At 60.8% G+C, this 24,949-nt stretch carries 19 protein-coding genes, 2 tRNA genes and 1 pseudogene; 15 read left to right on the forward strand and 7 right to left on the reverse strand.

Annotated features, from left to right (window positions below; translation table 11 throughout):
• Positions 1–30 precede the first annotated feature (30 nt).
• The 6 genes and pseudogenes from hflK (at position 31) to FHW75_RS27075 (ending at position 7,044) form a co-directional block, all read left to right on the forward strand.
• On the forward strand, positions 31–1,206 hold the full coding sequence (hflK, locus tag FHW75_RS03110; RefSeq protein WP_183673111.1) for an FtsH protease activity modulator HflK: 1,176 nt from the start codon (positions 31–33) through the stop codon (positions 1,204–1,206).
• The gene (gene hflC, locus FHW75_RS03115; protein ID WP_012274454.1) at positions 1,206–2,075 is read left to right on the forward strand and encodes a protease modulator HflC; all 870 of its coding nucleotides are present in this window, start codon (positions 1,206–1,208) and stop codon (positions 2,073–2,075) included. The genes hflK and hflC overlap by 1 nt, the downstream gene beginning before the upstream one ends.
• A gap of 301 nt (positions 2,076–2,376) precedes the next feature.
• A complete protein-coding gene (locus FHW75_RS03120; protein WP_019097352.1) occupies positions 2,377–3,564 on the forward strand; it encodes an ATP phosphoribosyltransferase regulatory subunit in 1,188 nt (395 codons plus the stop codon).
• 56 nt (positions 3,565–3,620) lie between these two features.
• Entirely contained in the window at positions 3,621–4,913 is a 1,293-nt protein-coding gene (locus FHW75_RS03125) for an adenylosuccinate synthase (RefSeq protein WP_016712316.1), read from the forward strand.
• 1,012 nt (positions 4,914–5,925) lie between these two features.
• Positions 5,926–6,138, forward strand: a pseudogene (locus FHW75_RS27070) (methyl-accepting chemotaxis protein); the annotation flags it as partial.
• A 201-nt stretch (positions 6,139–6,339) separates the two neighbouring features.
• Entirely contained in the window at positions 6,340–7,044 is a 705-nt protein-coding gene (locus tag FHW75_RS27075) for a methyl-accepting chemotaxis protein (RefSeq protein WP_371058791.1), read from the forward strand.
• Between the two features lie 109 nt (positions 7,045–7,153).
• Here the strand turns inward: FHW75_RS27075 and FHW75_RS03135 are convergent, their stop codons facing one another.
• The 4 genes from FHW75_RS03135 to FHW75_RS03150 form a co-directional block, all read right to left on the reverse strand.
• On the reverse strand, positions 7,154–8,719 hold the full coding sequence (locus tag FHW75_RS03135; RefSeq protein WP_025752433.1) for an iron ABC transporter permease: 1,566 nt from the start codon (positions 8,717–8,719) through the stop codon (positions 7,154–7,156).
• On the reverse strand, positions 8,719–9,732 hold the full coding sequence (locus FHW75_RS03140; protein ID WP_025752435.1) for an extracellular solute-binding protein: 1,014 nt from the start codon (positions 9,730–9,732) through the stop codon (positions 8,719–8,721). The genes FHW75_RS03135 and FHW75_RS03140 overlap by 1 nt, the downstream gene beginning before the upstream one ends.
• A 274-nt stretch (positions 9,733–10,006) precedes the next feature.
• A tRNA-Leu gene (locus FHW75_RS03145) sits at positions 10,007–10,093 on the reverse strand.
• 87 nt (positions 10,094–10,180) lie between these two features.
• Positions 10,181–10,267, reverse strand: a tRNA-Leu gene (locus FHW75_RS03150).
• Between the two features lie 271 nt (positions 10,268–10,538).
• Between FHW75_RS03150 and rnr the strand changes: the two genes are divergently transcribed.
• From rnr to dnaB, 7 genes are all read left to right on the forward strand, one after another.
• Complete coding sequence (gene rnr / locus FHW75_RS03155; RefSeq protein ID WP_019098922.1) at positions 10,539–13,124, forward strand: ribonuclease R; 2,586 nt, start codon at positions 10,539–10,541, stop codon at positions 13,122–13,124.
• Complete coding sequence (gene rlmB, locus FHW75_RS03160) at positions 13,121–13,867, forward strand: 23S rRNA (guanosine(2251)-2'-O)-methyltransferase RlmB (RefSeq protein WP_016712311.1); 747 nt, start codon at positions 13,121–13,123, stop codon at positions 13,865–13,867. The genes rnr and rlmB overlap by 4 nt, the downstream gene beginning before the upstream one ends.
• 307 nt (positions 13,868–14,174) lie before the next feature.
• The gene (rpsF, locus tag FHW75_RS03165; RefSeq protein WP_003249557.1) at positions 14,175–14,600 is read left to right on the forward strand and encodes a 30S ribosomal protein S6; all 426 of its coding nucleotides are present in this window, start codon (positions 14,175–14,177) and stop codon (positions 14,598–14,600) included.
• A gap of 28 nt (positions 14,601–14,628) precedes the next feature.
• Positions 14,629–14,859 carry a 30S ribosomal protein S18 gene (gene rpsR / locus FHW75_RS03170; RefSeq protein ID WP_003249563.1) on the forward strand — a complete coding sequence of 77 codons (231 nt, stop codon included), beginning with the start codon at positions 14,629–14,631 and terminating at the stop codon, positions 14,857–14,859.
• Positions 14,860–14,892: 33 nt separating this feature from the next.
• The gene (locus FHW75_RS03175) at positions 14,893–15,756 is read left to right on the forward strand and encodes a hypothetical protein (RefSeq protein WP_019098921.1); all 864 of its coding nucleotides are present in this window, start codon (positions 14,893–14,895) and stop codon (positions 15,754–15,756) included.
• Between the two features lie 20 nt (positions 15,757–15,776).
• Positions 15,777–16,223: a 50S ribosomal protein L9 gene (gene rplI, locus FHW75_RS03180; protein ID WP_003249568.1), complete on the forward strand. Its 447-nt coding sequence runs from the start codon at positions 15,777–15,779 to the stop codon at positions 16,221–16,223.
• A 113-nt stretch (positions 16,224–16,336) separates the two neighbouring features.
• The gene (gene dnaB / locus FHW75_RS03185) at positions 16,337–17,734 is read left to right on the forward strand and encodes a replicative DNA helicase (RefSeq protein ID WP_025752446.1); all 1,398 of its coding nucleotides are present in this window, start codon (positions 16,337–16,339) and stop codon (positions 17,732–17,734) included.
• Positions 17,735–17,849: 115 nt separating this feature from the next.
• On the opposite strand, the gene FHW75_RS03190 is transcribed toward dnaB, so the two are convergent.
• A complete protein-coding gene (locus tag FHW75_RS03190) occupies positions 17,850–19,517 on the reverse strand; it encodes an ATP-binding cassette domain-containing protein (RefSeq protein WP_027614867.1) in 1,668 nt (555 codons plus the stop codon).
• Position 19,518: 1 nt separating this feature from the next.
• Positions 19,519–20,673, reverse strand: coding sequence for a YcaO-like family protein (locus FHW75_RS03195; protein WP_183673113.1), 1,155 nt, complete (start codon positions 20,671–20,673; stop codon positions 19,519–19,521).
• Positions 20,674–21,320: 647 nt separating this feature from the next.
• On the opposite strand from FHW75_RS03195, the gene FHW75_RS03200 reads away from it, so the two are divergent.
• Positions 21,321–21,524 carry a DUF3077 domain-containing protein gene (locus tag FHW75_RS03200; protein WP_025752451.1) on the forward strand — a complete coding sequence of 68 codons (204 nt, stop codon included), beginning with the start codon at positions 21,321–21,323 and terminating at the stop codon, positions 21,522–21,524.
• Between the two features lie 247 nt (positions 21,525–21,771).
• A complete protein-coding gene (locus FHW75_RS03205; protein WP_025752453.1) occupies positions 21,772–24,072 on the forward strand; it encodes a YgiQ family radical SAM protein in 2,301 nt (766 codons plus the stop codon).
• A 43-nt stretch (positions 24,073–24,115) separates the two neighbouring features.
• Here FHW75_RS03205 and FHW75_RS03210 read toward each other — a convergent pair whose 3' ends face one another.
• Positions 24,116–24,703 carry a TIGR00730 family Rossman fold protein gene (locus FHW75_RS03210; RefSeq protein ID WP_025752455.1) on the reverse strand — a complete coding sequence of 196 codons (588 nt, stop codon included), beginning with the start codon at positions 24,701–24,703 and terminating at the stop codon, positions 24,116–24,118.
• Positions 24,704–24,949 lie beyond the last annotated feature (246 nt).

A 24,949-nucleotide genomic window follows, 5' to 3' on the forward strand; every position in this document is an offset into this window, starting at 1 on the left:
GCGTCTTTGCTTTATCAGATGGAGAGCGCTATGGCTTGGAACGAGCCGGGTGGCAACTCGAACAATCAGGATCCCTGGGGCGGCCGCCGTGGTGGCGGTGGTGGTGACAAGAAAGGTCCGCCGGATCTGGACGAGGCCTTCCGCAAATTGCAGGACAGCCTGAATGGCATGTTCGGCAGTGGCAAGAAACGTGGCGGCGGTGACCGCAATGTCGGCAAGGGCGGTGGCCTTGGCCTGCTGGGCATTGGCTTGGCGGTGCTGGCTGCCATCTGGCTGTACAGCGCCGTGTACGTGGTCGACGAGCAGGAGCAGGCTGTGGTGCTGCGCTTCGGCAAGTACTATGAGACGGTCGGTCCCGGCCTGAACATCTACTTCCCGCCGATCGATCGCAAGTACATGGAAAACGTCACGCGTGAGCGTGCCTACACCAAGCAGGGCCAGATGCTGACCGAAGACGAGAACATCGTCGAGGTGCCGCTGACCGTCCAGTACAAGATCAGCAACCTGCAGGACTTCGTGCTCAACGTCGACCAGCCTGAGGTAAGCCTGCAGCACGCGACCGACAGTGCCCTGCGCCACGTGGTGGGTTCCACCTCGATGGATCAGGTGCTCACCGAAGGCCGTGAGCAGATGGCCGTGGATATCCGCGAGCGCCTGCAGCGCTTCCTCGACAACTACCGTACCGGTATCACCGTCACCCAGGTCAACGTACAGAGCGCGGCGGCCCCGCGTGAAGTGCAGGAAGCCTTCGACGACGTGATCCGTGCCCGCGAAGACGAGCAGCGTGCCCGCAACCAGGCCGAGTCCTACGCCAATGGCGTGGTGCCGGAAGCCCGTGGTCAGGCCCAGCGCATCATCGAGGACGCCAACGGTTACCGCGACGAAGTCATTGCCCGGGCCAAGGGTGAGGCCGACCGCTTCACCAAGCTGGTCGCCGAGTACCACAAGGCACCTGACGTGACCCGTCAGCGTCTGTACCTGGAGACCATGCAAGAGGTCTACAGCAATTCGAGCAAGGTCATGGTGGCGACCAAGGACGGGCAGAACAACCTGCTCTACCTGCCACTGGACAAGATGGTCGAAGGCAGCCGCAACCCGTCCGCGCCAACCACCAGCGTGTCGCCATCGGTCAACGATGCGGCCGCCCGTGCGGCGCAGGACCTGCAACAGCAACAGCAGCCGCTGCGTACTAGGGAGAGCCGCTGATGAGCAATAGATCGCTGATCGCCCTGATCGCCGCCGTGGTTCTGGCCATCGTGGCCTGGAACAGCTTCTACATCGTGTCCCAGACCGAGCGTGCGGTACTGCTGCGCTTCGGTAAGGTGGTCCAGGCAGATGTTCAGCCGGGCCTGCACGTGAAGATCCCGTACGTGAACCAGGTGCGCAAGTTCGACGCCCGCCTCATGACCCTCGACGCCCCGACCCAGCGGTTCCTGACCCTGGAGAAGAAAGCGGTGATGGTCGACGCCTACGCCAAGTGGCGCGTCAAGGATGCGGAGCGCTTCTACACCGCCACGTCCGGCATGAAGCAGATCGCCGACGAGCGTCTGTCGCGTCGTCTGGAAAGCGGCCTGCGCGACCAGTTCGGTAAACGTACCCTGCACGAGGTGGTTTCCGGTGAGCGTGACGCACTGATGGCTGACATCACTGCATCATTGAACCGCATGGCCAACAAGGAGCTGGGCATTGAAGTGGTCGACGTGCGCGTCAAGGCCATCGACCTGCCGAAGGAAGTCAACCGCAGCGTGTTCGACCGCATGAGCACAGAGCGTGAGCGTGAAGCGCGCGAGCACCGTGCCAAGGGTAACGAGCTGGCTGAAGGTATTCGTGCCGACGCCGACCGTCAGCGCCGTGTGCTGCTGGCCGAGGCCTACCGCGAAGCAGAAGAAACCCGTGGTGACGGCGACGCTCAGGCGGCCGCCATCTATGCCAAGGCCTACAGCCAGGACGCTGATTTCTATGCGTTCCACCGTAGCCTGCAGGCATACCGCGAGAGCTTCTCGAGCAAGAGCGACGTGCTGGTCCTGGACCCGAAGAACGAATTCTTCCGTTACCTGGACAAGAGCAAGCCGTGATGCTCAGGCCCTGATTTTCATGCGGCGGCGCCCCGCCTGGCAGCTAAAACACCAGGCGGGGTGCATCCTGAATGAAAAGGGGTGTATGATGAGGCAGCCGGGAAATTTCCCGGCTTTTTTGCGTCTGCAAGGTTGATTGGCAACGCGCCAGTTGACGGTTTGGTCAGCTCGCAAGGCAATTCGAGGGTATCGGGTACGGTGGCTGCGCTGGGATCAGTGCTGCCCGCTGCTGTGCGCGATACCGGCTTTACTGACGGCTCGCCTGCTGGCAAGCCGCCCGGACCAGAGGGGAAATGGCGTAATGGCAACGGTAGACCGCTGGCTGCTGCCAGATGGCATCGAGGAAGTACTGCCACCTGAAGCTGCGCGCATCGAGATCGCGCGCCGCCAGGTGTTGGACCTGTTCCAGAGTTGGGGCTACGAACTGGTCGTCACCCCGCATATCGAGTACCTGGAGTCGCTGCTCACCGGCGCCGGCCAGGACCTGGATCAGCGCACCTTCAAGGTGGTGGACCCACAGTCCGGCCGCCTGATGGGCTTCCGCGCCGACTTCACTCCGCAGGTGGCGCGCATCGACGCCCACACCCTGCGCCGTGAAGGCCCGAGCCGCCTGTGCTATGCCGGTAGCGTGCTGCACGCCCAGCCGCGTGCACTGTCGACCTCGCGCAGCCCGATCCAGCTGGGTGCCGAGCTTTACGGCGATGCCAGCCCTACCAGTGATGTCGAAGTCATCAGCCTGATGCTCGCCACGCTGCAGCTGGCCGATGTGCCGGATGTGCACATGGACCTGGGCCACGTTGGTATCTACCGTGGCCTGGCCCGTGCCGCCGGCCTGTCCGGTGCGGTGGAGCAGCAGCTGTTCGACGCCATGCAACGCAAGGCTGTCGATGAAGTGCAGGCGCTGACCGCCGACCTGCCGAAAGACCTGGGCAACATGCTGCGCGCCCTGGTCGAGCTGTGCGGTGGCCGTGAAGTGCTGGCCGAAGCCCGCGTGCGCCTGGGCCGTGCCCCGGCCAGCGTGCTGGCCGCGCTGGACGACCTGCTGGCGATCGCTGACCGCCTGGCGTCGCGCTACCCGGACCTGCCGCTGTACTTCGACCTCGGCGAATTGCGCGGTTACCACTATCACACGGGCGTGGTGTTCGCCGTGTTCGTACCGGGCGAAGGTCAGTCGATCGCCCAGGGCGGGCGTTACGACGACATCGGCGCCGACTTTGGCCGGGCGCGCCCGGCCACCGGTTTCTCCACGGATTTGAAGACCCTGGTCACACTGGGGCGAGCGGAGGTCGTATTGCCAGCGGGCGGCATCTGGATGCCGGACAGTGGTGATGCGGCCCTCTGGCAGCAAGTCTGCCAGTTGCGCAGCGAGGGCCAGCGTGTGGTCCAGGCCCTGCCTGGCCAGCCGTTGAGTGCTGCTCTCGAGGCGGATTGTGATCGGCAATTGATTCAGCAAGACGGGCGCTGGCAGGTTCTGCCGCTGGCCCAGTGAGTTTCTGCGTCGGCAACAGGCCGGCAACCAAGTTTGCGTGAATGAGGACCAATGTAATGGGTAAGAATGTCGTCGTCCTGGGCACCCAGTGGGGTGATGAGGGCAAAGGCAAGATCGTCGATCTGCTGACCGAACATGCTGCCGCCGTAGTGCGCTACCAGGGTGGCCACAACGCGGGTCACACCCTGGTGATCAACGGTGAAAAGACCGTTCTGCACCTGATTCCGTCCGGCATCCTGCGTGAAGGCGTACAGTGCCTGATCGGCAACGGCGTGGTCGTTGCCCCGGATGCCCTGATGCGTGAAATCACCAAGCTGGAAGAGAAGGGCGTACCGGTGCGCGAGCGCCTGCGCATCTCCCCGGCTGCGCCGCTGATCCTGTCGTACCACGTGGCCCTGGACCAGGCCCGCGAAAAAGCCCGTGGCGAAGCCAAGATCGGCACCACCGGCCGTGGCATCGGCCCTGCCTACGAAGACAAGGTTGCGCGCCGCGGCCTGCGCGTAGGCGACCTGTTCCACCGCGAGCGTTTCGCGGCCAAGCTGGGTGAGCTGCTGGACTACCACAACTTCCAGCTGGTGAACTACTACAAAGAGCCGGCCATCGACTTCCAGCAAACCCTGGACGAGTGCATGGCCTACGCTGAACAGCTCAAGCCGATGATGCTGGACGTCACCGCCGAACTGCACAACCTGCGCCGCGCTGGCAAGGACATCATGTTCGAAGGTGCCCAGGGCTCGCTGCTGGACATCGACCACGGTACCTACCCGTACGTCACCAGCTCCAACACCACCGCTGGCGGTATCTCCACCGGCTCCGGTGTTGGCCCGATGTACCTGGACTACATCCTGGGTATTACCAAGGCCTACACCACTCGCGTAGGTTCCGGTCCGTTCCCGACCGAACTGTTCGACGAAACCGGCGCTACCCTGGCCAAGCGTGGCCACGAGTTCGGTTCCACCACTGGCCGTGCCCGTCGTTGCGGCTGGTTCGATGCCGTGATCCTGCGTCGCGCCATCGACGTCAACAGCATCTCGGGCATCTGCCTGACCAAGCTGGACGTACTGGACGGCCTGGAAACCATCAACATCTGCGTTGGCTACAAGAACGAGAACGGTGCTGTCATCGACGCGCCGTCCGATGCCGACAGCTACATCGGCCTGGAGCCGGTGTACGAAGAGATGCCAGGCTGGAGCGAGTCGACCGTGGGCGTTAAAACCCTGGAAGAGCTGCCGGCCAACGCTCGCGCCTACATCAAGCGCATCGAAGACCTGATCGGCGCGCCGATCGACATCATTTCTACCGGCCCGGACCGCAACGAGACCATCGTGCTGCGCCATCCGTTCGCCTGATCTGCCCTCCAGGCTGATCTGACGCCGTGGCCCTGAAAGGGGCTGCGGCGTTTTCATTTCTGCGCCGAGCGAAAGCAGCTTACCACCTGGCTGAACCTTGGCGTTTATGCCTGCTGTCTCCGGCACAACCCTTGCTGTAAGAAGTTTCTGTAGATGCCATCAAAATAGTGGCGCCAGAAAACACGAGGGTTACACCGTGTCTGCCATCCTCTCACTGTTACGAAGCCGCCTTTTGCGGCCTGTGTTTGTTGCCCTTGGTATCGCTCTTTTGGTGCAGGTGCTGGTTGCCGTTGCGCTTACCCGAAGCACGGTCACTGCCCTGGAGGCCGACCTTGGCGAACGCCTGGGCAATGACAGCCGTCAGTTGGCCGGCGAACTGGAGCAAGCCGGGCAAGATGTGCGCTCGGGCCTGGACAGTCTGTCCAGCAGTACCCGTCAGCGCCTGAGCGCAGGGTTGTCGGCACGCCTGCAAAGCGAACAGCAGCAACTGCGCAGCACCCTGGAAAAGAACCTGAAGGACTCCGCCAACGATATGGCAGAGCTGCTGGCCTCGGTCGCCCCGCGTGCCATCTGGGACAACGATGTGCCGGTGCTCTCAGACTTTGCACGGCGTGCCCAGCGCAATCCCAACGTGCTGTTCGTGGTGTACGACGACGCCCAGGGCCAGCACCTCACCCGTTATCTGAACCGGCAAAACCCGATCAACCAGGCGTTGATGGAAAAAGGCCAGGGCGAGCGAGCGCTGGACAAAGTGATCGATGCAGCTCGGCGCGATCCTGCCGTTTATTTCGTCGAGGCTTCGATCAGCCCCAATGGCGCCGAAATCGGCAAGGTAGTGATGGGGGTTTCCACAGCGGGTATCGAGCAGGAACTGAAGGCGCTCGATCAGCGCTTCGCGGCCCTGATCGCCAGTGGCGAGCAACTGGTAGGTGACAGCCTGGTCGGTGCTGCCGCGGACAGCGGCAAAACCCTGCGTGAACGGCTGGAAAAAGCACAGGGCAGTGCTGCTGCCATGCAGGCCAACACCGCGCAAACCGTTCGCGATGCTGCCGGCGAGCTGCGCTGGCGCATTGGTCTGGGCCTGGTGCTGGTTGGCCTGGGCGTGTTGCTGGTGGTGGCCGTGGTGCTTGGTCGTCGTGTGCTGAGCAAGCTGCGCCTGCTGATTGCTGCCCTTGACGACCTGGCGGCAGGCGAGGGCGACCTGACCAAGCGTGTGCCACTCGACAGCCGGGACGAGATCGGCGACATGGCTTCGGCCGTGAACCGCTTTGTCGACAAGTTGCAACCGATCGTGCGCGAGGCGGGCGAGGTCGCCCAGCGTACCGGTGTGGAAATTGGCGCGATGGCCCAGCGTAATGCCGGTGCCGATGCTGCTGCTGCGCTGCAGCGTGACGAAGTGGCGGCCAGCCTGCGCGACCTTTCGAGCATGGCCGATGAAGCCCAGGCCGAAAGCCATGCGATGCAGGCAGCATTGAAACAGGTGGTGGATATCCGCCAGGCCACCGATGAAAACAGCCGCACCTCGACCCAGCTCGCAGGGCTGATCGAAAACCTGGCTGGCCAGGTAGAGACGGGCTCTCAGGTGATCGAGCGCCTGGCCAAGCAGAGTGAGCAGATCGAAGTAGTGCTGACGGTGATCCACGGCATCGCCGAGCAGACCAACCTGCTGGCGTTGAATGCGGCCATCGAAGCGGCCCGGGCCGGTGAGACCGGGCGCGGCTTTGCCGTGGTGGCTGATGAGGTGCGGGCGTTGGCGAGCAAGACGCAAAGCTCCACGGGGGATATCCAGGCGCATATCGCTGCGCTGCAGAAGGGCGCCAAGGAGGCCGTGGCGACGATCAGCCAGGCCGGTCTGAAGGCCAGCGAAGGGCTGCTGGTGCTGCGTGACAATGAGCGCCGTCAGCAGTCTGTGCAGGCGGCGGTGGAGCAGGTTCACGCAGCTATCGGCCTGGCTACCCGTGCGGCCGAGCAGCAGGCGAGCGGGGCGCAGGCGGTGCGTGGTCGGGTGGAGACTATCCATGCCCAGGCCGAGCGGTCGGCCGAAGTAGTGATGCAGACTACGGCCAGCAGCAAGGTGCTGGATGACCTGGCTGCGCAGTTGCGGGCGAGCCTGGGTCAGTTCAGGGCGTAACCCGGGCTTTGTGGGAGCGGGCGTGCCCGCTCCCGCAGGTATTACACAGGCCTTGAGGGCGGTGCTGTACCTGTGGGAGCTGGCTTGCCGGCGATGAGGGCTGCGAGGTTTATGCCTTGTTCAGGTACATCCGCGTGGTCAGCAGATAAACCGGCAGGCCTGACACCACGATCAGCAAGGCTGCATAGGGCGCCGCCGCCGCGAACTCGACGTTGGCCGTATGCGCCCACACCTCGGTAGCCAGGGTGGTCATCCCGGTCGGGCTGAGCAGCAGGGTAGCTGTCAGTTCTTTCATGGCATCCAGAAACACCAGCGCAAACGCTGCCGCCATGGCCGGGAAGATGATCGGCAAGGTCACCCGGCAGAATGCCGTGAAGCTGCTGGCACCCAAGGTGCGCGCGGCTTCCTCCAGTGATGGCGAGGCCTTGTTCAACGCAGTGCGCACCGGTGACTGCGCCAATGGCAGGAACAGCAGCGCATAAGCCAGCAGCAGCAACGCCGTGGTCTGGTACAGCGCCGGCACATAGTGCAGGGCGAAGAACACCAAGGTCAGTGCAATCACCAGGCCGGGCAGGGCGTGCAGCAGGTACGGCAAGCGTTCAGCCCAGATCGCCAGACGGCCTTTGTAGCGCACCACCAGGAAGCTGATCGGTAGCGCCAGCAGCACACAGAAACCGGCACCGCCAAGCGACACCGACAGCGAGGTGAACAGCGCCTTGGAGATGGCTCCCACCGGGAAGGCTGCCGACGAACCCACGCTCAGCCAGTAGCCGAGCATGGCCAGTGGGATACCGCTGCCCAGCACTGCCAGGGCCACGCAGAGTAGCTGCGCCGGTACGGCCCAGCCACGCAGTCGCACGGGCTGCGCGCGGCGTGCCACGCCCTGGCCGATGCGCACATGGCGGGCTTTGCCACGTACACGCAATTCCAGCCACAGCATCACCAGGCACATCGCCAACAGCACGGCAGACAGCATGGCCGCGTTGGCATTGCTGAATTCCAGTTCGAACTGCTGGTAGATCGCCGTGGTGAAGGTCTGCAGGCCGAGGATCGACAACGCACCGAACTCCACCAGCATGTGCAGGGCGATCAGCAGCGCTCCGCCGAGCATCGAGGGCCACAGCAGCGGCAAGGTGACCTTGATGAACACGCCCCAGCGGCTACAACCCAGGGTGCGCGCCGACTCCTCCAGCGAGGTGTCGAGGTTGCGCAGGGTGGCGGCCACCGGCAGGAACACCAATGGGTACTTGGACAGGGCCATGACCAGGATGGCCCCGCCCAGCCCTTCGAAGTCCGAGCTCAGCGACACCCAGGTGAAACTGCTGACGAACGACGGCACAGCGAAGGGCAGGCAAAGCACCACGCCCCACAGCCGGCGGCCAGCCAGGTTGCTGCGCTCCAGCAGCCAGGCCAGGGCCAGCCCGACCACCATGCAGGCCAATGTCACCCCGACCATCAGCATCAGGGTATTGCGCATCAGCCCCCAGACAAAGGGGCGCCACAGCAGGTGCAAGGCTTCACGCCAGCCGGCTTCCCAGGCTTTGATGGCGACATACAGCAGCGGCAGCAAGCTCATCGCCACCAGAAACAGCACAGGCAGCACCACCCAGATGGAGGGGCGCTTGCGGCGCGGTACGAAGCGTACCGGCGCCGGCTCGGACAGGGCGGCGGTCATCAGAGCAGGCCGACCTCGCGTTCAAGCTCGATGGCTTCCTCGGCATTGCCCAGGTCGGCTGGCGAGATTTTCGGCGGGCGCAGGTCCTCGAACGGCTTGAGGCCCCGGTCGGAAACCATGCCCTTGTGCAGCGGGTACTCGGCGGTGGTCTGGGTGATCACACGTTGGCCTTCTTCGCTGGCCATCCAGTTGAGCAGTGCCTGGGCTTCTTTCGGGTGCTTGCTGGCCTTGACCACAGCGGCGCCAGAGATGGTCACCAGGTTGCCGGCATCGCCATCTGCCAGGTAGTAGAGCTTGGTGTCGAGCTTGCCGCGTTCGCGCTCAAGTGCGTACCAGTAGTAGTTGTTCACCAGTACCGCAGCCACTTCACCTTTTTCCACGGCTTTGAGGGCGACCATGTTGTTGGTGTAGGTTTTGCCGAAGGCTTTCAGGCCGGTCAGCCATTCTTCGGTGGCTTCACGACCATGCATCTTCAGGATGGCCACGGCCTGCTCCTGGAATGCACCGCTGGTGGGTACGTAGCCGACGCGGCCTTCCCACTCAGGGTTGGCGAAGTCCATCACTGTGGTCGGCAGGTCTTTTTCATCGACCTTCTTCGGGTTGTACACCACGATGCGCGTGCGCGCGGTGATGCCCATCCAGGTGCCGTTGGCGCCCACATACTCCTTGGGCACCATGTTCGCGGTGGCGTCGTCGATCTTCGCCAGCAGGCCCAGTTCGCCCAGGTTGTTCAGGGGCGGGGACTCTTCGGTGTAGATGAGGTCGGCTGGCGAACGGTCGCCCTCCTCGATGATCTGGCTGGCCAGCTGGTTGCTGCTGCCCTTGCGGATATCGATGTGGATGCCGGTCTTGGCCTCGTAGGCCTTGGCGATGGCTTCGCCGATTTCCTTGTGCTGACCGTTGTACATGGTCAGGGTGACCGGTGCGTCTGCCATGGCGGCCGGAGCGCCGATGACCAGGCTCAGCACGGTGGCGGCCAAGGTACGCATCAGCGGTTGCGGGCGGATCGTCATGCGGGTACTTCCTCGCTTACGGCTACATATTTGGAAACAATGGTAAACGAAATCGTTTCTCAAGTGGCCGGGTGACGAGAAATTCATGGTCAGACCAAGGTGTAACAGTCTGAAGGTGTCAGGTATTTCACTACCCGGAAGGCCTGTGATGATTCTGTGGGAGCGGGCGTGCCCGCCAAGAGGGCGGCACAGGTTTGCACCTATGACCGAAAGAGGAGGGATACAAAAAACGCAGGCAAGAAAAAACCCACTAGCAAGCTAGTGGGTTTTTGTATGGTGCCCAGGAGAAGACTCGAACTTCCACGACCGTTAAGTCACTGATACCTGAAACCAGCGCGTCTACCAATTCCGCCACCTGGGCAAAGCTTTACATCATCTGCAGAAGGCGACTATTGTCAGCTTCACACAGCAGTAACAGATCCTTGGTCATCTATTACTTGAAAATATTTGGTGCCCAGGAGAAGACTCGAACTTCCACGGCCGTTAAGCCACTGATACCTGAAACCAGCGCGTCTACCAATTCCGCCACCTGGGCACACATTCGAGGTTACTTGATGCTTTACAGCGTCGTTCATCTCTACTACAACTTCGGGGTTGTCCGTCGTTGTGGTGCGCACTATACGGACGGTCCGGGGGGCTGTAAACCCCCCAAGCGAAAAAAATTTCAAAAAATTCAACTTGTTGATTCCGCAGGCCTATTCCTGTTCGCCGGAAGCGCCGGTGGGGCTGTCCAAGGCTGACATTTCCGGTTTCAATACGCCTATGCCAGAATTCATATCTATATACCCCAAGGTGAACCCCTTCTGATGGCCGATTGGCAATCCCTCGATCCCGAGGCCGCTCGCGAAGCGGAAAAATACGACAACCCTATCCCCAGCCGTGAGCTGATCCTGCAGCGCCTCGCCGACCGTGGCGAACCGGCCGCGCGTGAGGAGCTGGCGGCCGAGTTCGGTCTGTACGAAGAAGACCAGATCGAAGCCCTGCGCCGCCGCCTGCGTGCCATGGAGCGCGACGGCCAGCTTATCTATACCCGGCGTGGCACTTATGCCCCGGTAGACAAGCTGGACCTGATCTGTGGTCGCGTCTCCGGCCACCGCGATGGCTTCGGCTTCCTTATTCCCGATGACGGCAGCGAAGACCTGTTCCTCAGCCCGTCGCAGATGCGCCTGGTGTTCGACGGTGACCGCGGCCTGGCCCGTGTCTCTGGCGTCGACCGCCGTGGCCGCCGCGAAGGTGCGCTGGTCGAGGTCATCTCCCGTGCCCACGAAAGCGTGGTCGGCCGTTACTTCGAAGAAGGTGGCATTGGCTACGTAACCCCGGACAACCCGAAGATCCAGCAGGAAGTGCTAGTAACCGCCGGGCGTAACGGCGGCGCGAAGATCGGTCAGTTCGTCGAGATCAAGATCACCCACTGGCCAACCCCGCGCTTCCAGCCGCAAGGCGACGTGGTCGAGGTCATCGGCAACTACATGGCACCGGGCATGGAAATCGACGTTGCCTTGCGCAGCTACGACATTCCGCACGTCTGGCCTGATGCTGTCGTCAAGGAAGCGCGCAAGTTCCGCTCCGAAGTCGAAGAGAAGGACAAAGAGAAGCGCGTCGACCTGCGCCACCTGCCGTTCGTCACCATCGACGGTGAGGATGCTCGGGACTTCGACGACGCCGTCTACTGCGAACCGCTGGGCAAGCTGCGCCTGTTCTCCGGTGGCTGGCGCCTGTATGTGGCGATTGCCGACGTGTCCAGCTACGTTCGCCTGGGCTCGGCCCTGGACGTCGAGGCTCAGCAGCGCGGCAACTCGGTGTACTTCCCCGAGCGTGTAGTGCCGATGCTTCCCGAAGAGCTGTCCAACGGCCTGTGCTCGCTGAACCCGCACGTCGACCGTCTGGCCATGGTCTGTGAAATGACCATGAACAAAGCCGGCCAGATGGTCGACTACCAGTTCTACGAAGGCGTTATCCACTCCCACGCCCGCCTGACCTACAACAAGGTCAGCAGCATGCTCGAGCACGCCCGCACCCGCGAAGGCAAGGCGCTGCGCGAGGAATACAAGGAAGTCGTACCGGACCTGAAGAACCTGTACAACCTGTACAAGGTGCTGGTGGATGCCCGTCACACCCGTGGCGCCATCGACTTCGAAACGCAGGAAACCCGCATCATCTTCGGCGACCAGCGCAAGATCGCGGAAATCCGCCCGACCGTGCGCAACGATGCCCACAAGCTGATCGAGGAATGCATGCTGGCGGCCAACGTGGCCACCGCCGAGTTCCTGCAAAAGCACGGCGTGCCAGCCCTGTACCGCGTGCACGACGGCCCGCCGCCGGAGCGCCTGGAAAAGCTGCGCGCCTTCCTCGGTGAGCTGGGCCTGAGCCTGCACAAAGGCAAGGACCCTTCACCGAAGGATTACCAGGCCCTGCTGGCGAGCATCGCCGGGCGCCCGGACTTCCACCTGATCCAGACCGTGATGCTGCGTTCGCTGAGCCAGGCCGTGTACAGCACCGAGAACAATGGCCACTTCGGCCTGAACTACGAGGCGTACACCCACTTTACCTCGCCGATCCGCCGTTACCCGGACCTGCTGGTGCACCGCGCCATCCGCAGCATCATCCGTTCCAAGGTCGATACCCCGCACGTCAAGCGTGCTGGCGCCATGAGCATTCCCAAGGCGCGTATCTACCCGTACGACGAGAACACCCTGGAGCAGCTCGGCGAGCAGTGCTCGATGACCGAGCGTCGGGCCGACGAAGCTACCCGTGACGTGGTGAACTGGCTCAAGTGCGAGTTCATGAAGGATCGCGTGGGCGAGACCTTCCCGGGTGTGATCACCGCCGTGACCGGTTTCGGCCTGTTCGTCGAGCTGACCGACATTTACGTAGAGGGCCTGGTGCACGTCAGTGCGCTGCCGGGCGACTACTACCACTTCGACCCTGTGCACCACCGTCTGTCGGGCGAGCGCACCGGGCGCAGCTTCCGCCTGGGCGACACCATCGAAGTGAAGGTCATGCGTGTGGACCTGGACGAGCGCAAGATCGACTTCGAGGTGTCGGAAAAAACCCTCGCCGCACCGATCGGCCGCAAGCAGCGCGGCGCCGCGTCAGCAGCCGACAAGGTTGAACAGCAGCCGGTAACCGAAGCGAAAGCCACGCCTAAACCGCGTAGCCGCAAGAGCGAAACCGCTGAGGCGTACTTCCCGAAAGACGCCGTGCAGCGTAACGCCGAAGTGCGCAAGAGCCGCGAAATGAAAAAGGCGCTGATGAGCGAGGCACGCAGTGGCGGCCATGCCAGCAGCAAGTCGGACAAAGGTGGCAAGGCCTCCGGCTCCGGCAAGCCGACCAAGCACCGTAAAGGCCCGCCGAAGTCCGGTGCGCCACGCAAGAGCAAGAGCAAGTCATGAGTCAGCTGGAAAAGATCTACGGCGTGCACGCCGTGCAGGCATTGCTGAAGCACCATCCGAAGCGCGTCAAGCAGATCTGGCTGTCGGAAGGGCGCAGCGAGCCACGCCTGGAAACCTTGCTGGCGCTGGCAGCGGAGAACCGCGTGCCGGTCGGCCAGGCTGAACGCCGTGAGCTGGATGCCTGGGTAGAGGGCGTGCACCAGGGTGTGGTCGCCGAGGTCAGCCCAAGCCAGGTGTGGGGCGAGTTGATGCTCGAAGAGTTGCTTGAGCGCACCGAAACGCCGCCGCTGATCTTGGTGCTGGACGGTGTGACCGACCCGCATAACCTCGGCGCGTGCCTGCGCACGGCCGATGCGGCCGGTGCCACGGCTGTGATCGTGCCCAAGGACAAGTCGGCCACCCTGACGCCGGTTGTGCGCAAGGTGGCCTGCGGTGCGGCAGAGGTGATCCCGCTGGTGGCCGTGACCAACCTGGCGCGGACGCTGGAGAAGCTGCAGCAGCGTGGCCTGTGGGTGGTGGGCACTGCCGGCGAGGCCGAGCAGGAGATCTACCAGCAGGACCTGACCGGGCCACTGGTGATGATCATGGGCGCGGAAGGCAAGGGCATGCGCCGGTTGACCCGCGAACATTGCGACTTTTTGGTGAAGTTGCCGATGGGTGGCAGCGTCAGCAGCCTGAACGTTTCGGTGGCGACCGGGGTTTGCCTGTTCGAAGCGGTGCGCCAGCGGCAAGCCAAGCGCTGATCGCGTAAGCCTGTTCCGGCCTCTTCGCGGTTAAACCCGCTCCCACAGGATTTTCACTGTCTTCAAGGCTGTGGGATCCCTGCGGGAGCGGTTTTACCCGCGAAAGGGCCGGTAGCCTGAGAATATGTTTCAGACTGTTCAAATATTCACCAGCCTCCTTGCTTGTCCGCCCCGCCTTCTCTACAATTGCGCCCCTTGCCGAGCTGGCAGGCGCTCATGTGCCTCCCCTCCGTGCAAGACATACAGTGTCATTCACTCCTTGTCTGACCAGATTTCCTGGCAGACTACTAACCCGTAAGGAGCATTCATGCGTCATTACGAAATCATCTTCCTGGTTCACCCGGACCAGAGCGAACAAGTCGGCGGCATGGTTGAGCGTTACACCAAGCTGATCGAAGAAGATGGTGGCAAAATCCACCGCCTGGAAGACTGGGGCCGTCGTCAACTGGCCTACGCAATCAACAATGTTCACAAGGCTCACTACGTGATGCTGAACGTTGAGTGCACCGGCAAGGCCCTGGCCGAGCTGGAAGACAACTTCCGCTACAACGATGCCGTTATCCGTAACCTGGTCATCCGTCGCGACGAAGCCGTTACCGGCCAGTCCGAGATGCTGAAGGCTGAAGAGAACCGCAGCGAGCGCCGTGAGCGTCGCGAGCGTCCTGAGCATGCTGACTCCGCCGAAGGCGACGACAGCAATGACAGCGACTCCAGCGATAACGCTGACGAGTAATCCACGGACCTTTAGAGGAGCCTATTAAATGGCACGTTTCTTCCGTCGTCGTAAATTCTGCCGCTTCACTGCTGAAGACGTGAAAGAGATCGACTTCAAAGATCTCAACACCCTGAAAGCTTACGTATCCGAAACCGGCAAGATCGTTCCAAGCCGTATCACCGGTACCAAAGCTCGTTATCAGCGTCAGCTGGCTACCGCTATCAAGCGCGCCCGCTTCCTGGCCCTGCTGCCCTACACCGACAGCCACGGCCGCTGAGACCGGGTCGTCGACAAGCAGTAAGGGATTAGCATGCGAGCGTTAGCAAGTTTCATCATGCGCGGTCGTGTGCAGGCCACCCTGGTGGTGGTCATCAGCGCGGTACTGCCGCTGCTGTTCTGGTTGAGTGCCGCTGCCAGCAGCCTTGTGCTGCTGCGGCGTGGGTTCAAGGATGCTACAACGGTCATCGCCGGCGGCCTGCTGGCCGGGCTGGCCGTGTGGGTCATGGGCGATCCCATCACCTTTCTGGTGATTGCGGGTGCCCTGGCCCTGGCCGCCATGCTGCGTGCCGAGCATCCCTGGAGCCGGGTGTTGCTGGCCAGTGCCGTGTTCGCCGTGGCGTTTAGCCTCGTGCTTGATCTGGCGCTGGCGCAAACCTTCGATGTGCTGGCCAAGGCGTTTGCCGAGGCCATGCCCAAAATCGAAGGGCAACCGGTGCTCTCCGGTGAGCTGATCCGCCCTGTGCTGGTCGCTTCCACAGCAGTGACGGTGCAATTGTTCAGTGTGTTGGCGTTAATGCTGGCGCGCTACTGGCAGGCAGCGTTGTACAACCCTGGAGGCTTCGGTCGCGAGTTTCGCGAACTGAAGTTGCCGAAACAGACCATGGCGGTCTTGGTGGCAGTGATGGTGGTGGCGCCGTTTATCGGCCCGCAGTTCATCATCCTGGCATCGGCTTCCAGCCTGGTTCTGGTGCTGGCCGGCATCGCCTTGATGCACGGGCTGGTGGCACAGGGCCGACTGGCCGGTTTCTGGCTGGTGGGCATGTACGTGACGCTGCCGCTGATCATGCAGCTGATTTATCCGTTGCTGGTGGTTTTGGCCATTGTCGACAGCCTGATTGATTTTCGCGGTCGCAAGTCCCCCAAGGGGAATGACTCCGCGAACGGTGAAGGTTAAAAGTTAAGAGGTTTTACCAAATGGAACTGATCCTGCTGGAAAAAGTCGCTAACCTGGGCAACCTGGGCGACAAAGTAAAAGTTAAGGCTGGTTACGGCCGTAACTTCCTGCTGCCATTCGGCAAGGCCACCGTTGCCAACGCCGCCAACCTGGCTGCGTTCGAAGAGCGTCGCGCCGAGCTGGAAAAAGCAGCCGCTGACAAGAAAGCTTCGGCTGAAAGCCGCGCTGCCCAACTGGCCGAGCTGGAAGTGACCATCACTGCCACAGCTGGCGACGAAGGCAAGCTGTTCGGTTCGATCGGCACCCACGACATCGCTGACGCCCTGACCGCCTCCGGCGTTGAAGTGGCCAAAGCTGAAGTTCGTCTGCCGAACGGCACCATCCGTCAGGTTGGCGAATACGACGTAGCCGTGCACCTGCACAGCGACGTTGAAGCCACCGTACGCGTGGTTGTCGTAGCTGCCTAAGCTGCGCTGACTGGCTGGCTCCTTGCGAGCCGGGCGGTTAACATCGGGCACGGTCCTGTTTTCGACAGGCCGTGCCCTTTGTCTTTTTCATCCTCCAGAATTCTTTCGTGGCCATGAACGAGATCACCACCTCCGAACAGCTAGACCTGCAAACCGCAGCCCTGAAGGTGCCGCCGCATTCCATTGAGGCCGAACAGGCCGTGCTCGGTGGCCTGATGCTGGACAACAACGCCTGGGAGCGGGTGCTGGATCAGGTGTCGGATGGCGACTTCTACCGGCATGACCACCGCCTGATCTTCCGTGCCGTGCACAAGTTGGCCGACGCCAACCAGCCATTCGACGTGGTGACCCTGCATGAGCAACTGGACAAAGAAGGCCTCTCATCGCAAATCGGCGGCTTGGCGTACCTGGCCGAGCTGGCCAAGAACACCCCGTCGGTGGCCAACATCAAGGCCTATGCCGCGATCATTCGCGAGCGGGCCACGTTGCGCCAACTGATCAGCATCAGTACCGACATCGCCGACAACGCCTTCAACCCGCAGGGGCGTAACGCCGAAGAAATCCTCGACGATGCCGAACGGCAGATCTTCCAGATCGCCGAGGCGCGGCCGAAAACCGGCGGCCCGGTCGGCGTCAACGAACTGTTGACCATGGCCATCGACCGTATCGATACGCTGTTCAACTCCGACAGCGATATCACCGGCGTGTCCACCGGCTTTACTGACCTGGATGAAAAAACCAGTGGCCTGCAGGCTGCCGACCTGATCATCGTCGCGGGCCGTCCGTCGATGGGTAAGACCACCTTCGCCATGAACCTGGTGGAAAACGCCGTGCTGCGTACCGACAAGGCAGTGCTGGTGTTCTCCCTCGAAATGCCAGGCGAATCGCTGATCATGCGTATGCTTTCGTCGCTGGGCCGTATCGACCAGACCAAGGTACGTTCCGGCCAGCTGGACGACGATGACTGGCCGCGCCTGACCTCGGCGGTGAACCTGCTCAACGACCGCAAGCTGTTCATCGACGATACCGCCGGTATCAGCCCCTCGGAAATGCGCGCCCGTACCCGTCGGCTGGCCCGTGAGCACGGCGAAATTGCCATGATCATGGTCGACTACCTGCAGTTGATGCAGATTCCGGGGTCGGCCGGCGACAACCGGACCAACGAAATTTCCGAAATCTCCCGCTCGCTCAAGGCCCTGGCCAAGGAATTCAACTGCCCGGTCATCGCCCTGTCGCAGCTGAACCGCTCCCTGGAACAGCGCCCGAACAAACGCCCGGTGAACTCCGACTTGCGTGAATCTGGTGCAATCGAGCAGGACGCCGACGTGATCATGTTCGTGTACCGCGACGAGGTGTACCACCCCGAGACCGAGCACAAGGGCGTGGCCGAAATCATCATCGGTAAGCAGCGTAACGGCCCCATCGGCTTCGTACGCCTGGCGTTCATCGGCAAGTACACCCGCTTCGAAAACCTCGCGCCGGGTATGTACAACTTCGATGATGATGAATAAAGCGCGGTTTAATTAGGCTGCGAATATCTATCGGCTTAACAGGAACTCTGTGGGAGCGGCTCCAGCCGCGAAGAATCCATCGCGGAGGATGCACCGGCTATGCCGGTGTTCGCGGCTAAAGCCGCTCCCACAGGGTGTGCGGTGCGCCTGCTGGCTCAGTGTTCTGAGCGATCTTCGGTCTTGCTTGACTGATGATGCGCCCCTCGCTCAGGGTGATAACCCGGTCAAACCGCGACAACGCGCTCTGATCATGCGTCACGCAGATCAACCCCTTCCCTTGGAATGTTTCGAATAACAGGTCCCAGGTGCGCTCTGCCGACCCGGCATCAAGCCCAGCTGTGGGCTCGTCAAAGAAATTGAATTCGCCGGGCCGGTTAAGCAAGCGTAGCAACGTCAACCTGCGTGCTTCTCCACCCGAAATGGATTCTGCGCGTGCGTCCAGTTCAAGCTCGTACCAGTCTTTGCTTAGCCCCAGGCACTCAAGCCATCGTTCGATTTGAGCGCGATCATGAGCATGCTCGAACAATACCGCCCGGGGCATTGAACCGGGTATGAAGTGCGCATCCTGAGGGCAGAGTCGTAAACTATTGAACTGCTCACGCCCGTCGAGTGCAGCTAGGCACCTGCCGTGCAAGTGAACATGCCTGCGCAACTGGAATACCGTTCCTGCCAGCGCATGCAGAAGTGTGGACTTGCCGCACCCGCTGGGCCCAACCAGCGCAACCCGTTCTCCTGCACGAATTACCAAGGGCTCATCGATCAGCAGTTGCAGCGCGTTTCGAGCGCTGAGTTGGCAGGGGGTAATGCAAAGCCCTGCGTTTTCATCTGAGGGCTCTGCCTTTATGGATTCTGTCGGGCCGAACACCGGAAGTTGCAGCCAGTGTTCGAGCTTGCGTTTGTCGAGCCGGAACTGATCGAGCAATCGCCAGGCTTCCGCCAGTTGTGCAACGCCGGCGAGCAACCCACTCACCAGAGTAAAGAGGGCAACAAGCTCGCCCAGGCTCAGATGCGGTGTTGCCTGGGATTGATCATGGATACCCCACAACAGCAAACCACCACTGCCCAGGCCAATGAACAGGGTGCGCAGGCCCTGTAGCCATCCGCCACTGTAGGCAACCCCTACCGCCGAGTCGGCATAGCCCGATAGTGTCTGGTTGACCGGAATCATTGCGGCATCCTCGGCCTTTTCCAGCTTGACCGTTGACGCGCTGGCGAAGGTGTCAACCCATTGTTCCGCCAGTTCGTCTTCTCGCGAGTTGACTGCTTCGATACGGGGGCGACGCCAGCGCACCAGTCGATCGTTTGTCCACAGATACGCCAAGCTCAAGGGGACGAGGCCGATCAATACCGAGGTAGCCCCGAGGTACGCAAACAGCGCGACCAGCACCACTGCTTCGGCCAAGACCGGCCACGCCGAGCCAATCAGAAAGCCTAGCCACCGCTCCTGGGCCGTTATTCCTCTATCCAGTACCTTTACCAAGGTTCCGCCATGGAGTTGTCCATAAGCCTCGAAACGTTTGTCCAGCAACCCTCGGCACCAGCGCATGGAAAGCTGCTTCACGCGCTCTTGGCAGAGCCGCGCAAGGCACCAGGCTTGTAAAGGGGTCAACGAGGCTTGTAGTGCGACAAGGCATATGAAGGCACCGAGCAGAACGAGAGAAGACGTGGCCGAGGTAGACAGGTTGTCGATAATGTCAGCCAGGATCAGGGCAGGTACGACGGTCGCGACTTTGAGAATTAAGGTCGCGCTCAGGGCGGCGAGGAGGCCTCGGTAAATATGCATATCATTGCCTTATGCCTTTGAATGCGCTCTGCGGCGCGACTGGAATTCCGGACCTTATCAAGTGGAAGCGCTCCAGTCCGGGTATGAAAACTTGTACGACTGTGGCGAGGTTGGGGTGCTCATATAGTGTGCGGTAGAATACAGTTTTATTATCCTTGCCCAGGTTGATCAGCGTGCGCTTGATCTGTCCACGTACGCTTAGCTCTATACGAGGTGGATGATATTCAGGCACGTTGTACTTAGGGCATGGGTGCAGAAGTGAGGAAAGTTTTGCCGAGTAGGTGAGCACTTTCTCCGTGGTGAGATCTTCTTGTTTTTCTTTTGGTCCAGAAAGCTGTTCGCACTGCATCTGTTCAGTTACAGCGCGGTACATTGCAATGGATGGATTTATGGAACTTCCCGAGCCGACGCCGCTGAGAGAGCCTTCTTTTTTGCTGCGAGAAATAGCAATGCAAAATGGAACGTCATAGAAATCGTGGGTTAAGTATATATCTAGTTTTTTCGCATGGCAGAGAAGCTTGGTGTCATGTGCAAAAGTCTCTTCCAGGAAAGAATTGGAGGGTCGATAGATTTCTGGGGGTGAGTTCAGCTTGCAAAGCGATAGATAGTACATTGACAAGGCGTGACGTTCGATAGCTTCATTTATGGTGTGTAAGAGAGCTTCGCTCTCGGTGCAGCCAATAGCTGTTCCAGAGTTGCTCGCATATTTTGCAAGGAATCCTGCTGCAGTTTTCTCAATTGCTTTAAGGTTGCTGGAGGAGGGGGCTATCAATATCGCTGGGATTTTTATTTCATTGTGGCTGTCCAATGCGTGAAGTGCAAAATAAGGTATTTTGCAGCTAGGCGGGATAGACTTTAGTAGCCAGTCGTCGAAAGGAGCTATGGATTGTAGGATTTTGTCACTTTCGATGATGTTTGGAATGGCCTTGTCGACGAAGTAATGCTCTAGGCTCTCGGCAAGGGCTCCTAGCTCACAATGCTCCCCCTTTCCTGCTCCGCAAGAGATCTCCCTGTAGGTGCTGTCGTATAAGTGGCATGTGGCGACCAAGTTATTATTTTTTGATAGTTTTGTTTTCGAGTGAAAGCCTAGATGCTGATGTAGCTTTGTCAGGCGGTTGTAGGCTTCTTCTGTGGTCAACTCGCGTTCGGTGATCATCTTTAGCTCCTAGGTCAGGCTAGAAGGGGCAAAGCCCCTTCTGGCTTATTGCTTACAGCATGTTGAGGAAGTCAACCTCGGATTCGGTAAATGTGTAGTTCATCACGCGAGAGATCTGAGGCATGTTGATTTCAGAACGACGACGTCCCATGGCTATTGCTCCTTTAAGGTTGATTTGAGTGCGCTCGTTGCGCAGGGCTTTTGTATCACTTGTTTTTTTCTTGGTTCAAGAGCTGCCCGGAATTTGTTGCGGAAAGCTAGCGTAGGAATTTTTTCTGGTATTCGTAGTTCTATTCCTACAATTTTCCTGCGAGGTAGAAAAATCATCCATTAATTAATGGGTTAACGCTTATGGAGGGTTAAGGGGGATAAATGTTTTGTAAAATAATTAAAGGACTACGACCCTCCAGCAGAGGGGCGGGTCATGATTGGTCTTGGCGAATGTAGTTTTTCTGGTTAATCCCGATCAGGGAACGAATGCTGTGCACCGTAAGCCATTGGGCTTGCTTGATAGTGGCTGTGTACGGGAGGTTTTCGAACCTGCCATTTTTTGTTCTATGTGATGTAGGGGGAGGTGCACGCTGTAAGGCCTCATTGATATATCGCCTGGACGGGCCTTTCGCGGGCAAGACCGCTCCCACTGGTAGGTGCCAGTCGTAGAGTCTGTGGTAATCCAGTGGGTTTACCCACGAGATGCCCGAGAGCAATCTTCGGAGTGGATGGGGTATGTGCGCGAGTTGATCATCACCCGGGTGATGGATGAGAAGCCGATGATGATCTGGGCTACCCATTACCCGAGTGCGATGGCCAAGGCGCTGATGGATGATGCTGAGTTGGGGATGAGGCAGTGAGGGTTTGGCTTCAGGTGGTGTGAGGGCCGCCACGTGTTCGCCACAACATTTTCTGCGCCTATGAAATCGAGCGCCGCCCGCGCGGCGCTCGATGTGGGCGCCACCGCAAACCTCAAGCCAGGCACTTCGCAGCCCGCATCCAATGGTCGCCCCCCCACCAATCCCCACGAAGACAGTCGGATTTGGTCAAAATTTGTGCTATATTCCGCGCCCGCGATTTCCCTGCACACCAGAACCGGTCACTGACATGCAAGCAGCCAAACCACTCTACGACTATCCCAAGTACTGGGCCGAATGCTTCGGGCCAGCACCTTTCCTGCCGATGAGCAGGGAGGAGATGGATCTGCTCGGCTGGGATTCCTGCGACATCATCATCGTGACCGGTGATGCCTACGTCGACCATCCGTCGTTCGGCATGGCCATCATCGGCCGCCTGCTGGAGGCCCAGGGCTTCCGCGTGGGCATCATTGCCCAGCCGAACTGGCAGTCGAAAGACGACTTCATGAAGCTCGGCGAGCCGAACCTGTTCTTCGGTGTGGCCGCGGGCAACATGGACTCGATGATCAACCGCTACACCGCAGACAAGAAGATGCGTTCGGACGATGCCTACACCCCTGGTGGCCTGGCCGGCAGCCGTCCGGACCGTGCCAGCCTGGTGTACAGCCAGCGCTGCAAGGAAGCCTACAAGCACGTGCCGATCGTACTCGGCGGTATTGAAGCTTCGCTGCGCCGGATCGCCCATTACGACTACTGGCAGGACAAGGTCCGCCACTCGATCCTGATCGACGCCAGCGCCGACATCCTGCTGTTCGGCAACGCCGAGCGCGCGGTGGTCGAAGTGGCCCAGCGCCTGTCCAACGGCGAGAAAATCGAAAGCATCACCGACGTGCGCGGCACTGCCTTCGTGCGCCGTGATACACCGCAAGGCTGGTACGAGATCGACTCCACACGTATCGACCGTCCAGGCCGCGTGGACAAGATCATCAACCCGTACGTGAACACCCAGGACACCCAGGCCTGCGCGATCGAGCAGGCCAAGGGCGACCAGGAAGACCCGAACGAAGCCAAGGTGGTGCAGATTCTCGACAGCCCGAGCGTGACCCGTGAAAAATCGGTGATCCGCCTGCCGTCGTTCGAAAAGGTGCGTAACGACCCGGTTCTCTACGCCCACGCCAACCGCGTGCTGCACCTGGAGACTAACCCGGGCAACGCCCGCGCCCTCGTGCAGAAGCACGGCGAAGTGGATGTGTGGTTCAACCCGCCGCCCATCCCCATGAGCACCGAAGAAATGGACTACGTGTTCGGCATGCCGTACGCCCGTGTGCCGCACCCGGCCTATGGCAAGGAGCGCATCCCGGCCTACGAGATGATCCGTTTCTCGGTGAACATCATGCGTGGCTGCTTCGGTGGCTGCACCTTCTGCTCGATCACCGAGCACGAGGGCCGCATCATCCAGAACCGCTCGCACGAGTCGATCCTGAATGAAATCGAAGAGATGCGCGACAAGGTGCCGGGCTTCACCGGCGTGGTCTCCGACCTTGGTGGCCCGACTGCCAACATGTACCGCATCGCCTGCAAGAGCCACGATATCGAGAAGCACTGCCGCAAGCCGTCGTGCGTGTTCCCCGGCATCTGCGAAAACCTCAACACCGACCACAGCTCGTTGATCGAGCTGTACCGCAAGGCCCGTGCCTTGCCGGGTGTGAAGAAGATCCTGATCGCCTCGGGCCTGCGTTACGACTTGGCCGTCGAGTCGCCGGAGTACGTGAAGGAGCTGGTTACCCACCATGTGGGCGGTTACCTGAAGATTGCCCCGGAGCACACCGAGCGTGGCCCGCTGGACAAGATGATGAAGCCGGGCATCGGCACCTACGACCGCTTCAAGCGCATGTTCGAGAAGTTCTCGAAAGAGGCGGGCAAGGAACAGTACCTGATCCCGTACTTCATCGCCGCGCACCCGGGCACCACTGACGAAGACATGATGAACCTGGCCCTGTGGCTGAAGGGTAACGGCTTCCGCGCCGACCAGGTGCAGGCGTTTTACCCGTCGCCGATGGCTTCGGCCACGGCCATGTATCACTCGGGCAAGAACCCGCTGCGCAAGGTGACCTACAAGAGCGAAGGGGTGGAGATCGTCAAGAGCGACGAGCAGCGCCGCCTGCACAAGGCGTTCTTGCGCTACCACGACCCGAAAGGCTGGCCGATGCTGCGTGAGGCGCTGCAGCGCATGGGCCGTGCCGACCTGATCGGGCCGGGCAAGCACCAGTTGATCCCGCTGCACCAGCCGCAGACCGATACCTACCAGAGCGCACGCCGCAAAAACTCGACGCCGGCGGGCAGCCACAAGGTGGGCAAGGATCAGAAGATCCTTACCCAGCACACCGGCCTGCCACCGCGTGCCAGCGATGGCAGCAAGCCGTGGGACAAACGCGAGAAGGCCAAGGCCGAGGCGTTTGCGCGTAACGAGAAGGCGGCCAAAGAGCGCAAGGAAGCAGCCAAGGGTGGCAAGGGCAACAAGAAGCCGCGTCAGCCAGTGATCCCGCGCTGATTGATGAATTTCGGGGCTGCAAATCAGCCCCGAAATCTCAAGGTCAATCAGGCTTCTTGTCGACCCACTTCGGCGCCACCGGCGCAATGAAGCTGTCCATGCCATCCAGCAGTTCATCCGGCTGCTGCGCCAGCAGCAACATCGCCCGATGTTGCTGCCGCACAAAGCCTTCTTCGACGATATGGTCGAGGAACCCGCCCAGCTTGTCGTAGAAGCCGTTCACATCGAGCAGCCCCAGCGGCTTGGCGTGATAGCCCAGTTGCCCCCAGGTCCATACCTCGAACAATTCTTCCAGCGTACCCAGCCCACCCGGCAAGGCGATGAAGGCATCGCTCAGCTCGGCCATGCGTGCCTTGCGCGCGTGCATGCCATCGACCACTTCCAGGCGCGTCAGGCCTTTGTGGCCGACTTCAGCGTCCAGCAGGCTTTGCGGGATGATGCCGACCACCTCGCCACCTGCTGCCATGGCCGCGTCGGCCACCACGCCCATCAGGCCCACGGCGCCGCCGCCATACACCAGGGTCAGCCCACGGCGGGCAATGGCCTGGCCGAGCGCGACGGCAGCTTCACGGTAAGCAGGGTTGGCGCCAATGCTGGCACCACAGAACACACAAACGGAACGTACGGGCATTGCTCATCTCCTGTCACTCAGGTGCACAGGGTACGGCGCATGCCCGTTGCTTCCAAGGCCGCGTTCATTCCGGGCGGGAGAATTCGCAGATGGCGCCGGTAGCCCCGTGGGCATAGGCGGCGAGCAGGCTATTGAGGAAGGCAGAGATGGGCATTTGGTATTGCTCCTAAATGAGAGGTTGTCCCATCGTCTAATAAAAGGGCATGATGTGCCCTTAGATTGGTTGTATACAATCCATTGAACAAT

Origin of the sequence: Pseudomonas sp. OG7 (assembly GCF_014192825.1) — a bacterium.
In the GTDB taxonomy this organism is placed as follows: Bacteria; Pseudomonadota; Gammaproteobacteria; order Pseudomonadales; family Pseudomonadaceae; genus Aquipseudomonas; species Aquipseudomonas monteilii.

Coding starts and splice junctions, on each gene's coding strand:
- hflK (WP_183673111.1), top strand. CDS start 31: ATGGCTTGGAACGAGCCGGGTGGCAACTCGAACAATCAGGATCCCTGG.
- hflC (WP_012274454.1), top strand. CDS start 1,206: ATGAGCAATAGATCGCTGATCGCCCTGATCGCCGCCGTGGTTCTGGCC.
- FHW75_RS03120 (WP_019097352.1), top strand. CDS start 2,377: ATGGCAACGGTAGACCGCTGGCTGCTGCCAGATGGCATCGAGGAAGTA.
- FHW75_RS03125 (WP_016712316.1), top strand. CDS start 3,621: ATGGGTAAGAATGTCGTCGTCCTGGGCACCCAGTGGGGTGATGAGGGC.
- FHW75_RS27075 (WP_371058791.1), top strand. CDS start 6,340: ATGGCCGATGAAGCCCAGGCCGAAAGCCATGCGATGCAGGCAGCATTG.
- FHW75_RS03135 (WP_025752433.1), bottom strand. CDS start 8,719: ATGACCGCCGCCCTGTCCGAGCCGGCGCCGGTACGCTTCGTACCGCGC.
- FHW75_RS03140 (WP_025752435.1), bottom strand. CDS start 9,732: ATGACGATCCGCCCGCAACCGCTGATGCGTACCTTGGCCGCCACCGTG.
- rnr (WP_019098922.1), top strand. CDS start 10,539: ATGGCCGATTGGCAATCCCTCGATCCCGAGGCCGCTCGCGAAGCGGAA.
- rlmB (WP_016712311.1), top strand. CDS start 13,121: ATGAGTCAGCTGGAAAAGATCTACGGCGTGCACGCCGTGCAGGCATTG.
- rpsF (WP_003249557.1), top strand. CDS start 14,175: ATGCGTCATTACGAAATCATCTTCCTGGTTCACCCGGACCAGAGCGAA.
- rpsR (WP_003249563.1), top strand. CDS start 14,629: ATGGCACGTTTCTTCCGTCGTCGTAAATTCTGCCGCTTCACTGCTGAA.
- FHW75_RS03175 (WP_019098921.1), top strand. CDS start 14,893: ATGCGAGCGTTAGCAAGTTTCATCATGCGCGGTCGTGTGCAGGCCACC.
- rplI (WP_003249568.1), top strand. CDS start 15,777: ATGGAACTGATCCTGCTGGAAAAAGTCGCTAACCTGGGCAACCTGGGC.
- dnaB (WP_025752446.1), top strand. CDS start 16,337: ATGAACGAGATCACCACCTCCGAACAGCTAGACCTGCAAACCGCAGCC.
- FHW75_RS03190 (WP_027614867.1), bottom strand. CDS start 19,517: ATGCATATTTACCGAGGCCTCCTCGCCGCCCTGAGCGCGACCTTAATT.
- FHW75_RS03195 (WP_183673113.1), bottom strand. CDS start 20,673: ATGATCACCGAACGCGAGTTGACCACAGAAGAAGCCTACAACCGCCTG.
- FHW75_RS03205 (WP_025752453.1), top strand. CDS start 21,772: ATGCAAGCAGCCAAACCACTCTACGACTATCCCAAGTACTGGGCCGAA.
- FHW75_RS03210 (WP_025752455.1), bottom strand. CDS start 24,703: ATGCCCGTACGTTCCGTTTGTGTGTTCTGTGGTGCCAGCATTGGCGCC.